The 12,585-nt window shown below is 74.1% G+C and carries 11 protein-coding genes and 1 pseudogene; 4 read left to right on the forward strand and 8 right to left on the reverse strand.

Features of this window, described 5'->3' with window-relative positions:
- Positions 1–49: 49 nt before the first annotated feature.
- The 3 genes and pseudogenes from ruvB to ruvC form a co-directional block, all read right to left on the reverse strand.
- Positions 50–1,099, reverse strand: coding sequence for a Holliday junction branch migration DNA helicase RuvB (gene ruvB / locus ACWEFJ_RS20140; protein ID WP_449714653.1), 1,050 nt, complete (start codon positions 1,097–1,099; stop codon positions 50–52).
- Positions 1,096–1,686, reverse strand: a complete 591-nt coding sequence (gene ruvA, locus ACWEFJ_RS20145) for a Holliday junction branch migration protein RuvA (protein WP_378096219.1) — start codon at positions 1,684–1,686, stop codon at positions 1,096–1,098. Before ruvA ends, ruvB begins: the two co-directional genes overlap by 4 nt.
- 509 nt (positions 1,687–2,195) lie before the next feature.
- Positions 2,196–2,777, reverse strand: a pseudogene (ruvC, locus tag ACWEFJ_RS20150) (crossover junction endodeoxyribonuclease RuvC); the annotation flags it as partial.
- Positions 2,778–2,949: 172 nt separating this feature from the next.
- Here ruvC and ACWEFJ_RS20155 point away from each other — a divergent pair.
- Both ACWEFJ_RS20155 and ACWEFJ_RS20160 read left to right on the forward strand, forming a co-directional pair.
- Positions 2,950–4,473, forward strand: a complete 1,524-nt coding sequence (locus ACWEFJ_RS20155; protein WP_378097201.1) for a diguanylate cyclase domain-containing protein — start codon at positions 2,950–2,952, stop codon at positions 4,471–4,473.
- Complete coding sequence (locus ACWEFJ_RS20160; RefSeq protein WP_378097198.1) at positions 4,470–4,922, forward strand: cupin domain-containing protein; 453 nt, start codon at positions 4,470–4,472, stop codon at positions 4,920–4,922. Before ACWEFJ_RS20155 ends, ACWEFJ_RS20160 begins: the two co-directional genes overlap by 4 nt.
- A 161-nt stretch (positions 4,923–5,083) precedes the next feature.
- Here ACWEFJ_RS20160 and ACWEFJ_RS20165 read toward each other — a convergent pair whose 3' ends face one another.
- Positions 5,084–5,587, reverse strand: a complete 504-nt coding sequence (locus ACWEFJ_RS20165; protein WP_378097196.1) for a DinB family protein — start codon at positions 5,585–5,587, stop codon at positions 5,084–5,086.
- Between the two features lie 115 nt (positions 5,588–5,702).
- Here ACWEFJ_RS20165 and ACWEFJ_RS20170 point away from each other — a divergent pair, with 115 nt between their 5' ends.
- Positions 5,703–6,755 (forward strand): ATP-dependent DNA ligase, encoded by a 1,053-nt coding sequence (locus ACWEFJ_RS20170; protein WP_449714654.1) that lies wholly within the window; start codon positions 5,703–5,705, stop codon positions 6,753–6,755.
- A gap of 362 nt (positions 6,756–7,117) precedes the next feature.
- Here the strand turns inward: ACWEFJ_RS20170 and ACWEFJ_RS20175 are convergent, their stop codons facing one another.
- From ACWEFJ_RS20175 to ACWEFJ_RS20190, 4 genes are all read right to left on the reverse strand, one after another.
- Positions 7,118–7,720 carry a uracil-DNA glycosylase gene (locus ACWEFJ_RS20175; protein WP_449714655.1) on the reverse strand — a complete coding sequence of 201 codons (603 nt, stop codon included), beginning with the start codon at positions 7,718–7,720 and terminating at the stop codon, positions 7,118–7,120.
- A 90-nt stretch (positions 7,721–7,810) separates the two neighbouring features.
- Positions 7,811–8,563, reverse strand: coding sequence for a DUF427 domain-containing protein (locus ACWEFJ_RS20180; protein ID WP_378097188.1), 753 nt, complete (start codon positions 8,561–8,563; stop codon positions 7,811–7,813).
- Positions 8,564–8,773: 210 nt separating this feature from the next.
- On the reverse strand, positions 8,774–9,316 hold the full coding sequence (locus ACWEFJ_RS20185; protein ID WP_449714656.1) for a DUF305 domain-containing protein: 543 nt from the start codon (positions 9,314–9,316) through the stop codon (positions 8,774–8,776).
- Positions 9,313–10,224, reverse strand: coding sequence for a DUF1996 domain-containing protein (locus ACWEFJ_RS20190; RefSeq protein ID WP_449714657.1), 912 nt, complete (start codon positions 10,222–10,224; stop codon positions 9,313–9,315). Before ACWEFJ_RS20190 ends, ACWEFJ_RS20185 begins: the two co-directional genes overlap by 4 nt.
- 189 nt (positions 10,225–10,413) lie before the next feature.
- Between ACWEFJ_RS20190 and ACWEFJ_RS20195 the strand changes: the two genes are divergently transcribed.
- Positions 10,414–12,540: a discoidin domain-containing protein gene (locus ACWEFJ_RS20195; RefSeq protein WP_449714658.1), complete on the forward strand. Its 2,127-nt coding sequence runs from the start codon at positions 10,414–10,416 to the stop codon at positions 12,538–12,540.
- Positions 12,541–12,585 lie beyond the last annotated feature (45 nt).

The raw sequence follows: 12,585 nt of genomic DNA on the forward strand, positions 1-12,585 counted from the left end.
CCGGATTTCTGGGGTGCCGCTGCCGATTGTGCCAGGTCAGTAATCCCGATCACCCGGTGGCGTCGTCGAACAGGGATCGCGTCGCCTCGCCCGGCGCCTGCGGGGGCGGCTGGAGGCCGAGGTGCAGCCACGCGGCGGCGGTCGCGACCCGGCCGCGCGGCGTGCGCGCCAGCATCCCGGCGCGCACGAGGTAGGGCTCGCAGACCTCCTCCACCGTGGTCGGCTCCTCACCCACCGCGACGGCGAGGGTGGAGACGCCGACGGGCCCGCCGCCGAACGAACGGACCAGCGCGCCCAGGACCGCCCGGTCCAACCGGTCCAGGCCCAGTTCGTCCACGTCGTAGACCGTCAGGGCGTCCCGGGCGACCTCCAGCGTCACCGCGCCGTCCGCGCGCACCTCTGCGTAGTCCCGAACCCGGCGGAGCAGGCGGTTCGCGATGCGGGGCGTGCCGCGGGAGCGGCCGGCGATCTCCCGGCCGCCGTCCTCGCGCAGGTCGACGCCGAGGATCTTGGCCGACCGCCGGATGATCAGCTCCAGCTCGTCGGGGCTGTAGAACTCCATGTGCCCGGTGAAGCCGAACCGGTCGCGCAGCGGGCCGGTGAGCGCGCCGGACCGGGTGGTCGCGCCGACCAGGGTGAACGGGGCGATGTCGAGCGGGATGCTGGTCGCGCCGGGGCCCTTGCCGACGACCACGTCGACCCGGAAGTCCTCCATCGCGAGGTACAGCATCTCCTCGGCCGGGCGGGCCATGCGGTGGATCTCGTCGATGAACAGCACGTCGCCCTCGACCAGGTTCGACAGCATCGCGGCGAGGTCGCCGGCGCGTTCGAGGGCGGGGCCGGAGGTGATGCGCAGGGACGCGCCCAGCTCGGCGGCGATGATCATGGCGAGGCTGGTCTTGCCCAGGCCGGGCGGCCCGGACAGCAGCACGTGGTCCGGCGGCGTGCCGCGCTGCATCGCGCCGCGCAGGACCAGTTCCAGCTGCTCGCGGACCTTGGGCTGGCCGACGAACTCGTCCAGGTCCTTCGGCCGCAGCGTCGACTCGACGTCCCGCTCGGTCGGGTCGGGCAGCGGGTTGAGGGTGTCGTCGTGGTTCATCGCTTGCGGCCCAGGGCGGCCAGGGAGCGGCGGAGGACCTCGGACGTGCCGAGCGCGCCGTCGGCGGCCAGCACCGCGTCCACGGCCTGCTCGGCCTGCTTGGCGGGGAAGCCGAGGCCCAGCAGCGCCTCGGTGACCTGGGTGCGGACCTGGCCGGTGTCGCCGGAGGCGGTCGGGGCGGGCGCGAGGTGGCCGACCTTGTCGCGCAGCTCGATGATGAGCCGTTCGGCCCCCTTGCGCCCGATGCCGGGGACCTGGGTGAGCACGGTGATGTTGCCCTCGGCGAGGGCGGCGCGCAGCTTGTCCGGTTCGAGCACGGCCAGGGTGGCGAGCGCGAGCCGCGGCCCGATCCCGGAGACGGTCTGGAGCAGGCCGAACAGCTCGCGGGCCTCGGCGTCGGCGAAGCCGAAGAGGGTCAGCGAGTCCTCGCGGACCACCAGGGAGGTGGCCAGCTGGGTCTCCTCGCCGCGGCGGAGCGTGGCCAGCGTGGCGGGGGTCGCCTGCACCGCGTAGCCGACGCCGCCGACCTCGACGACGACGTGGTCGAGCCCGATGGACAGCACCTGCCCGCGCAGTGACGAGATCACTTGCCCCTACCTCCGGTCTTCGCACCCTGCTCCGCGCCGCCCGCATCCGCCGCCGCGACCGGCCCCGATCCTGCCCGCCCCGCCCCGCCCCCGGCCGCGGGGGTCCCACCCGACCGGCCCGCGACGGGTCCGCCGCCGCCCGAGCCGCCGTCCGCCGGCCCGGCCGACCCGATCACCGCCGTCCCGCCGCCGCCCGTCCCGCCGGCGTCCGAGCCGCCGGCGTCCGAGCCGCCGGCGTCCGAGGCGGCTCCGGCCGGGCCCACCGGTGCCGACTCGCTCGCGGGCCGTCCGGCGCGGCGCTTCGCCGCGCCGCGGTCGGCCGCGGTGGCGGCGCGGGCGGTCGCGGCGGTGGGGGCGGTCGCGGCGGTGGGGGCGGTCGCGGCGGTGGGAGCGGTCGCGGCGGCGCGGGTCGCGGCGGTAGGGGCGGTAGGGGCGGTCGCGGCGGCGCGGGTCGCTGCGGCGGGGGCCGGCGTGGCGGTGCGGGTGGGGGTGGGGGTGGTCGTGGTGGGGCGTGGGGTGCGGGTGGCCGATGCCCGTGCGCCGGCCTGGGCGAGGCGGGCGCGGTGGGTGCGGGCCAGTTCGGCGGCTCGAGCCTGGGCCTCCTCCAGGCGCGAGCGCATCGGCGCGCGCCACAGGTGGCAGATGGCCAGGGCCAGGGCGTCCGCCGCGTCGGCGGGCTTCGGCGCGGTCTTCAGGCCGAGCAGCTTGGTCACCATGGCGGTGACCTGGGCCTTGTCCGCACGTCCCGAGCCGGTGACGGCGGCCTTCACCTCGCTCGGCGTGTGGAACACGACCGGCAGGCCCCGGCGCGCGGCCGACAGCGCGACCACGCCGCCCGCCTGCGCGGTGCCCATCGCGGTCCGGACGTTGTGCTGGCTGAACACCCGTTCGATCGCCACCACCTGCGGCTCGTAGCGGTCCAGCCAGCGCTCCACCTCGTCGGACAGCTGGAGCAGCCGCACGGCCAGGTCCGCGTCGGCCGGCGTGCGCACCACGTCCACGGCCACCGGCCGCACGGTGCGGCCCGCGCCGCCGTCGACCACGCCGAACCCGCACCGGGTCAACCCGGGGTCGACCCCGAACACGCGCACACTGGCCCCTTCACCCGCCGACGAACACCAGTTCGAAACCTTAGTGGTCACCTCCGCCGCGGGCCGTCGTGACACGCGCGGGGCGCGCCGACACCCCCGATCGACACAGTGTCACGAGGTCACTACAGTGACTCGGTCAACTGATCGGCTCCAGTGGCGTGAGCGGGGTGCCATGTCCCTGAGGCGGTTCGGCGTCGTCTCCGGTGCCGTCTGCGCCCTGGTCGTGGGCCTCGTCTGGCTCGTCGTCTCCGGTGTGCTCGACCGGCCCGCGTCGGTGGCCGTGGACAAGTTCACCCAGTTGCTCGCCTCGTCCGCCGCGATGGTGTCCTACTGGCGGGCGGCGCAGCGGCGGCAGGGGACGGCGCGACGGTGGCGGCTGTGGATGGCCGCGTCGATGGCGAGCCTGGTCGTCGGCCTGGCCGCGTGGATCTGGGGCCAGGTGTTCCTCGGGGTGTCGCTGCCCTCGTCCACGCTGGCGCAGCTCGCGTTCATGCTGGTGCCGGCGCTGGGGCTGTGCGCGATCCTGGTTCTCGCGCACGGCGGACCGGGCACGCTGCCCGGCCACCGCAACAGGCTCGTGGTGGTGCTCGACTGCCTGATCGTGGTCGGCTCGCTGTTCGTGCTGACGTGGGTCTCGGCGCTGGAGTCGATGGTCCGCGCGTGGGCCACGTCCGGGCCCGGGTTCGCGTCCGTGGTGGCGCACCCGGCGGCCTACCTGGTGCTGGTGGTCGTGCTGCTGGTGTCGTCGTGGACGCACCGGTCGGTGCGGCAGCTCCCGGTGCTGTTCATCGCGCTGGCGGCGCTGGCCCAGTCGGCGTCGGGCTGGATCTTCGCGTACCTGGTGAGCCAGGGCGCGACCGCGATCCCGACGGCCGCCGACATCGGGTTCATGGTGTGCCCGGCGCTGTTCCTCCTCGGCGCGATCGCGCCGGCCGACACCGCCCCGGAACGGGTCGGCTCCACCCGGCTGCGCGCGGGCGAGCTGCTGCACCTGCTGGTGCCGTACCTGCCGATGCTGGTCACGGGCCTGTTCATCGTGGTCGGCACGGCGACCGGCGTGCGGCTGAACCCGGTGGAGATCTACGTCGGGCTCGGCGTGGTGCTGCTGGTGATCGCGCGGCAGCTCATCACGCTGATCGACAACGTCAAGCTGCTGGAGCAGTTGCGGGAGAGCCGCGAGCGGCTGCGGCACCAGGCGTACCACGACCCGCTGACCGGGGTGGCGAACCGGGTGCTGTTCCGGGAGCGGCTGGAGGCGGCGCTGGCCGGGCCGTCGCCGCTGGTGCTGCTGTTCATCGACGTGGACGGCTTCAAGGACGTCAACGACAACTACGGCCACGCCGAGGGCGACGCGGTGCTGCGGGTCGTGGCGTCGCGGCTCCAGTCGTGCGTGCGGCCGCAGGACGTGGTGGCCCGGCTGGGCGGCGACGAGTTCGGGGTGCTGGTCGACGGCTACCCGCACCCGCCGGAGGAGATCGGGCGGCGCGTGCTGGCCGCGCTGGACGGGCCCCACCGGACCGCGAACGGATCCCACCTGATCCGCGCGTCGATCGGGATCTCGCACCGCCCGGGGTTCGACCCGTCGCTGACCGCCGACGACCTGCTCGGCACGGCGGACGCCGCGATGTACACGGCGAAGCGGCTGGGCAAGGGCATGGTCGTGGTGCACGAGCCGGTGGAGGCGGAGCTGCCGTGACGGTGGGCGCGGACGATGTCATCGCGGCGCTGGGCCTGGCCGAGCTGCCGGTGGAGGGCGGCTGGTTCGGGCAGTCGTGGCGCTCCCCCGAGGTGTCCGCGATCTACTACCTGCTGCGGGAGGGCGAGTTCTCCGCGCTGCACCGGCTGGACCACGTGGAGATCTACGCCCACCACCGCGGCGCGCCGCTGCGGATGCTCCTGCTGCACCCGGACGGCGCGGTGACCACGCCCGTGCTCGGGCCGGACCTGGCCGCCGGGCAGCGGCCGCAGGTCGTCGTGCCCGCCGGGGTGTGGCAGGGCAGCGAGCCGGACGGCGGGTGGTCGCTGGTCGGCACGGTGGTGGTGCCGCCCTACACCGACGACGTGGTCGCCTTCGGCGAGGCGGACACCCTGGTCCCCCGCTACCCCTCGCACGCCGATGCCGTGCGCCGGCTCTGCCGGCGTTAGCGCGCGACCGTCAGACCGTCGTCTCCCTCCGCCGACGTGGCGCGCCGGCTCCGGCACCGGCCGCCAGCCCGTCGTCTCCCCGCCCGCCGACGTGGCGCGCCGGCTCCGGCACCGGCCGCCAGCCCGTCGTCTTCCCACCCGCCGACGTGGTGCGCCGGCCGTCAGCCCATCGTCTTCTGGCCGTCGATCGTCTCGCGGATGATGTCGGCGTGCCCCGCGTGCTGCGAGGTCTCGGCGATCAGGTGCAGCACCACGCGGCGGACGGTCCAGGACACGCCCGGCTCGAACCACGGCGCGACCGGCAGCGGGTGGGCGGTGTCCAGGTCGAGCCCGCGCAGCAGCCGCTCGGTCTTCGCCGCGGTCTCCTCGTAGTCGGCCAGCAGGCCGTCCAGGGTCTCGTCGGGGAGCATGCGGAAGCCGTTCTCCCAGTCCTGGGGCTCGCTCTCCATCAGCTCCGCGCCGCCGACGGCGAACCGCATCCAGCCCTCCTCCACGGCCCGGACGTGCTTGATCAGCCCGCCGAGGGACAGCCGGCTCGCGGTCGGGGTGAGCCGCGCCTGCTCGTCGTCGAGCCCGCGCACGGTGAAGCGGAGGAACCCGCGGTGCCTGTCCAGGGTCGACAGCAGGTCGGTCAGCTCGGTCGTGGCGGTGGTCGTGGCGTTCATGGTGGTCCTGCCTCCCGTTTCGGCGATGACCTCACGCTAGGCCCCCATGCGGTCAACTACTGTCCTCAATTCGCTTCCACGGTGAAATCCGCCGCCGCGACCTACGCTCGGCGGCGTGGACCTCCCGGTGATGCCGCCCGTGCGGCCGATGCTCGCCAAGGCCGTGCACTCGGTGCCGCGCGAGCCGGGGCTCGTCTACGAGCCGAAGTGGGACGGGTTCCGGTGCCTGGTGTTCCGCGACGGCGACGAGCTGGAGCTGGGCTCGCGCAACGACCGGCCGCTGACCAGGTACTTCCCCGAGGTGGTCGAGCTGCTGCGGTCCGGGCTGCCGCCGCGGTGCGTGGTCGACGGCGAAATCGTCATCGTCACCCCGGACGGGCTGAGCTTCGACCTGCTCCAGCTCCGGCTGCACCCGGCCGCGTCCCGGGTCCGCAGGCTGGCCGCGGACACGCCCGCCGCGTTCGTCGCGTTCGACCTGCTCGCGCTGGCGGACCGCGACCTGACGGCCACGCCGTTCGGCGAGCGGCGGCGGCTGCTGGAAGGCGTGCTGCGGGACGTGCCGGGCCTGTACCTGACACCCGCGACGGACGACCCGGACCAGGCCCAGGACTGGTTCACCCGGTTCGAGGGCGCGGGGTTCGACGGGGTCGTGGCCAAGCGCACGGACCTGCCGTACGAGCAGGACAAGCGGGTGATGTGGAAGGTCAAGCACGAGCGCACGGCCGACTGCGTGGTGGCCGGGTTCCGGCCGCACAAGGACGGCGAGGGCGTCGGCTCGCTGCTGCTCGGGCTGTTCGACGACGCGGGCGTGCTGCACCACGTCGGCGTGGCCAGCAGCTTCACCGCCGCGCGCCGCCGGGAGCTGCTGGACGAGCTGGCCCCGTACCGCGAGGGCGCGCGGGCGGACCACCCGTGGGCGGAGTGGGCCGGGCTGGACGCGACCACGCCGGGCGCGCAGAGCCGGTGGAACCCGGCGAAGACCCTGTCGTGGGAGCCCCTGCGGCCGGAGCTGGTGGCGGAGGTGCGGTACGAGCACCTGCAGGCCCGGCGGTTCCGGCACACGAGCAGGCTGGTCCGCTTCCGCCCGGACCGCACGCCCGAGTCGTGCACGTACGCGCAGCTCGAAGAGGTCCCGCCGGCGGAGCTGCTGGAGCTGTTCGGCGGGTAGGCCGTGCTCTCGGCCGTGCTGGTCGGTGCGCGGCTCGGGGACGGCTCAGTTCAGGATGCGAGCCCGCACCCAGCCGCTCCGCCCAGCCCAAGCCAAGCCAAGCCAAGCCACGCCACGTTACGCCGCGCCGCCCCGCGCCACGCAACGCCGCGCCGCCTCGCGCAACGTCGCCCCGCCCCGCCCCGCGCAACGCCGCGCCCCGCCCCGCGCAACACCGCCCCGCCCCGCGCAACGCCACGCAACGCAACGCCACGCCGCCCGGCACCGACGCGAGCGCGCCCAGCACTGCCGAAGCGAGCCCTCGCGTCATCACAGGCGCGGGCCGGCCGCGGCTGATCCGGCCGCGCCCCTCCCGGTCGAGGTCAGCCGGCGGCTTCGGCGGCCTGGCGGAAGGCGGTCACCAGTTGGGGCCAGCGGGAGGCACGGTCGCGGTTGATCGACAGCGGCGACGGGTGGGGGGCGTTGATCACCTTCAGCTTGTGGCCGCGGCCCGACAGGTTCCACCCCGTGCCCGCGGGCCTGCCGAGCACCACGACCACCTTCAGCGCGGTCAGCATCCGCAGCAGCTCCACCAGGTACGGCACCGCCGCCCGCAGCTCCGCCGGGCTCGGCTCGCGGTTGGCCAGGTGCCACGGCACCACGTTCCAGTTCAGGCACACCTTCCGCGACAGGCCGGCCTCCGCCATCGCGGTGAACAGGTTCGCCGCCGTGGGGTCGTCGTTGTCCAGCGAGTTGAGCCCCGAGCCCGCCGACGCGGGCCCCGGCGACTCCAGCAGCAGGAGCACCTTCGAGTCCACGCCGCCGCTCGCCGGGTCGAACAGCGGCACGTCGACCTTGCGCTCGGTGGCGATGCGCTGGGCGAACTCCGTCAACTTCGCCAGGTGGGGCGCTTTGAGCAGAGCCATCTTCCGAGCGACGACCACGGGGTTGCGGTGGGCCCTCGGGGTGGAGGGGAAGACGTTCATGGTTCGCAAGCGTCCCCGGAGTGATCAGGCCCGACCATCCGCCGTACGGGCGGCGCGTGCGGCCGGGTCGTCGCACCGCGTGCGCCCCGGCTAGCGGACGTGCCGGCGGGGCTGCTCCTCCAGCACGCCGTCGACGTAGGTGTCGACCTTCTCGTTGTAGAACGCGACCAGGCCGGCGATCCGCCCGCTCTCGGGCAGCGGGGTGCGGTAGCCCCAGACCACGTTCTCGTGCGTCCGGTCGCCGACCACCACCGACCAGTACTCGGCGGTGCCCTTGTACGGGCAGCTCGTGCGCAGGTCGGTGGGCCGCAGCAGGTCCAGCCGGACGTCGGTCATCGGCAGGTAGTAGCGGGCCGGGAGGCCGGTCTCGAAGAGGATCACCGGGCGGTGCGAGTTCGCCACCTCGACGCCGTCCACCTCGACCCGGATGTGCCGGCTGCTCGGCAACGCGTCGACGCGGGTGTACGGGTCGCGCGGGTGGACGTAGACCGGCTCGTCCTCCTCGAACCACTCGTCCATCGCGTCCCAGTCCAGCCGGACCAGGTCGCGCAGCGGCTCCAGCGGCGAGTCCGGGTAGCGCAGCCCCGCGCCCGCCGCGGTGGCGGCGGACGTCTTCACGTCGAACAGCTCGCCGTCGCCCCGGCTCGGCGAGCGCCTCACCTCGCCGGTGGGCACCAGGGTCGCCCGGACGTCCTCCGCCGGGAAGTAGTACGTGGGGTAGTACGGCTTCTCCCACACCAGCGCCGGCCGCGTGGTGTCCACGACCAGCTCGCCCGCCAGGTAGGCCCGGACCCGCTTGGTCCCGGTCTCCACCCGCACCCGTCCGCGCTCCGCAGCACTCATGGTTCCGACGCTACGCCGGAGCCGACCGGCCGCGACGACACCGCACTTCTCGGATGTTGCCCAACGCCGGGAGCACGGCCCGACCGGCACGACGGATCGACGCCGGTGGGGCCGGGCCGCGGCCCTGTGCCACCCGGCCACCGATCGCGCCAACCGGTCGGGCACCGCTTCCCCGCACGCGCGATTTCCCGGCCGCCCACGCCGACCCGGTCAGGGCGACACCTCCTCCAGACGCGCGAGCTGCCCGGCCCGCGCCGCCGCGATCGACGCGGCCAGCTCCCGCGTCTCCGGGTCGGCCCCGCTCTCCTGCTCGCCCCTCGCCAGCGACGCCGACTGGTCCAGGTGCTCGCGCAGCTTCGCGGGCAGCCCGGACGGGTCCATCCGCAGCCCCGCCAGGTCGGCCTCGGACACCAGGCCGGGCATCTGGTGGCCGGCGTGCACGTTGTCCTCCGGCAGCCCCGCCCGTTCCCGCAACCGCTTGAGCCGCCCCAACTCCGCCCGGTGCGACGCGTCCAGCTCCGCCGCGAACGCGGCCAGCGGGGGCGGCGCGAGGGCGAGCGCGGGCAGGAGCTGCTCGTTCATCGGGATCATGAGCTGGATCCACGCGGAGTCGGTGGGGTTGAACGGCGAGGCCGACGCCGAGGACGGCGGCGCGGCCGGCGGCGGCACGGTGGCGCACGCGGCCAGGAGCGCGAGCAGGGCCGCGCCCCAGAGCGCCCGCAGGCGCCCCGGGGTGGTTCGGAGCCCGGTCACCGCGGCAGCCGGTAGTCCGGCCCGAGGGCGGCGCCCCGGTGCGGCTTGTACTGGTCGTACCCGCGCGGGTCGCACTGGAGACCGCCGTTGACGCAGTGGCTGACCAACGCCTGCAACGTCGGCCCGTCCCACGCGTTCATGAAGTCGTAGTGCCAGGTGTACCCGCGCCCGCTGGACAGCCGCACGCGGGACATGTCGCCCGAGACCGGGAACGCCATCTTGAACTCCAGCATCGGCACGGGCACCGGGTGCGTGGCCGGGCAGACCAGCGTGGCCCGGTCCGGGTAGGCCATGTGGGACTTGTGGTCCGGCGAGTCGAGGTCGCGGCCGTTCCAGCAGCTCGGGGCCTGGTAGCGGACGTTGAGCTGGCTGCCGGGCGGGCACCACGCCGGGAAGTCCCAGTTGTGGGCGCTGTCGCCGCACTCCCAGCCCTCGACCGCGCCGGGCGCGGTGCGGAACTGCTCCTGCGTCGCCGTGGGGCTGCCCACCACGAACCGGATCCCGGCCGGGAACGACCGGACCTCCTGGTACCGCAGGATGCCCGACTTGTAGTAGATCACCTGCGGGAAGTTCGGCACGACGAGCTGGTCGCCGTTGTAGAGCGACGGGAACCAGTACGCCGACTTGTCGTCGGGCGTCCGGCAGTTCGTCTGCCCCGCCTTCAGCGAGTCGGTGGTGCTGCCCGCGTTGGTGGAGCCGTTGCCCAGGAACGTGTGCATGTGGGACGCGCCGGGCAGCCCGGGGAAGACGATCGGGTCGTCGGGGCGGTGGACGGTGGGCGAGCAGTTGGCCTGGAACTCGTGGTGCGTGACCAGGTCGTCGGCCCGGGCCGGTGGGGCGGCGGCCAGGACGGCCGCGAGGAGGCCGGCCGCGGTGGTCGCGACCAGCGAGCGGAGTGTTCGGGACATCGTTGTCCTCCTGCCGACGTGCGGGACGTGGCGGCTGGGAGAGCGCTCTCCCAGTTGAGGTTGCCGGTCGGCCGTCGCGGTGTCAAGAGTCATGCTCATTGACAGTCGCGCCGTCCGTTCGCAACACTGCGAGCCGGGTTGAGAGAGCGCTCTCCCGCACCTCGACCCGACAATCCGGCAGGAGACGCCATGTACCGCCTCCGATCCGCCAGCACGGCGCTCGTGGGGTTCGCGCTGCTCGTGGGACTCGCAGTGGTCCCCGGCACGGCGAGCGCCGCACCCGTGCTGCTCTCCCAGGGCAAGCCGGCCACGGCGTCCTCGACCGAGGGCGCGGGCACCCCCGCGTCGGCGGCCGTGGACGGCGACGCCGGCACCCGGTGGGCCAGCGCGTGGAGCGACCCGCAGTGGCTGCGGGTGGACCTCGGCGCCACCTCGGCGCTCAGCCGCGTCGAGCTGGACTGGGAAGCCGCCTACGCCACCTCGTTCCAGCTCCAGGTCTCCGCCGACGGCAACGCCTGGACCACCGTCCACACCACCACCTCCGGCACGGGCGGGAGGCAGGGCTTCGACGTCACCGGCTCCGGCCGCTACGTGCGCGTGTACGGCACCCAGCGCGCCAACGGCTACGGCTACTCGCTGTGGGAGTTCCGCGTCTACGGCACCCAGGGCACGAACCCCCAGCCCGGCACGGGCGTGCGCGTCACCGGCTCGCAGGGCAACTGGCAGCTCACCGTGGACGGTCAGCCGTGGACGGTGAAGGGCCTGACCTGGGGTCCGCCCGCGGCCGACGCCGCCCGGTACATGCCGGAGCTGAAGTCCATGGGCGTCAACACGTTGCGCACGTGGGGCACGGACGCCTCGACGCGGCCCCTGCTCGACGCCGCCGCGGCCAACGGCATCAGGGTGATGAACGGCTTCTGGTTGCAGCCCGGCGGCGGCCCCGGCTCCGGCGGCTGCGTCAACTACGTCACCGACACCACCTACAAGAACGACATGCTGAACACGATCCGGCAGTGGGTGACCGCCTACAAGGACCACCCCGGCGTGCTGATGTGGAACGTGGGCAACGAGTCCATCCTGGGCCTGCAGAACTGCTACTCCGGCGCGGAGCTGGAGAACCAGCGCGTCGCGTACGCGAAGTACGTCAACGAGGCGGCCCGCGCCATCCACGCCATCGACGCCAACCACCCGGTCACCAACACCGACGCGTGGACCGGGGCGTGGGTCTACCTCAAGGCGCACGCGCCCGACCTCGACCTGTACTCGGTGAACTCCTACGGCAACGTGTGCCAGGTCCGGCAGGACTGGATCAACGGCGGCCACACCAAGCCGTACCTGCTCACCGAGGCCGGGCCCGCGGGTGAGTGGGAGGTGCCCAACGACGTCAACGGCGTGCCGAGCGAGCCCACGGACGTGCAGAAGCGGGACGGCTACACGCGGGCGTGGAACTGCATCACCGGGCACCCCGGGGTGTCGTTCGGCGGCACGCTGTTCCACTACGGCACGGAGTACGACTTCGGCGCGGTGTGGTTCAACCTGACCCCGGCGGGCAAGAAGCGGCTGTCGTTCTACGCGGTGCAGCGGGCGTTCGGCGGCGCGACGCCCGCCAACACCCCGCCCGTGATCACCGCGATGAACCTGCCCACCAGCGTCCCGGCGGGCGCGCGGCTGGACGTCGACGTGGCCGCGAGCGACCCGAACGGCGACCCGATCACCTGGTCGGCCGCGTTCAACAGCAAGTACATCGACAACAGCGGGGCCCTGGCCGGCACGCCCGTGCAGGTCAACGGCAACCGGCTCACGCTCACCGCGCCCGACCGGCTCGGGGTGTGGAAGGTGTACGTGATGGCCGAGGACGGCCGCGGCAACATCGGCATCGAGACGAGGTCGGTGCGGGTCGTCGCGCCGCAGCCGGCGGGCGTGGACGTGGCGCGGGGCAAGCCGACCACGGCGTCGTCCCACCAGCAGGTGGGCGACGGCGCGCCGTTCCCGCCGGCCAACGCCACCGACGGCAACGCGGCCACCCGCTGGGCGAGCGACTGGTCCGACCCGCAGTGGGTGCGGGTGGACCTCGGCGCGGTGACCACGTTCCAGCACGTGCAGCTGGTGTGGGAGGGCGCGTACGGCCGGGCGTACGAGATCCAGGTGTCCGACGACGGCAACACCTGGCGCGCGGTGTACGGCACCACGACCGGCAACGGCGGCGTCGACTCGATCGACGTCACGGCCACCGGCCGGTACGTGCGGCTGCACGCCACGCAGCGCGGCACCGGCTGGGGCTACTCGCTGTACGAGTTCGGCGTCTACCGGCGCTGACCGCCAGGACGGCCGGTGGGTCGGGGCGCTCCCCGGCCCACCGGC

This window comes from Actinosynnema sp. NPDC004786 (assembly GCF_053601135.1).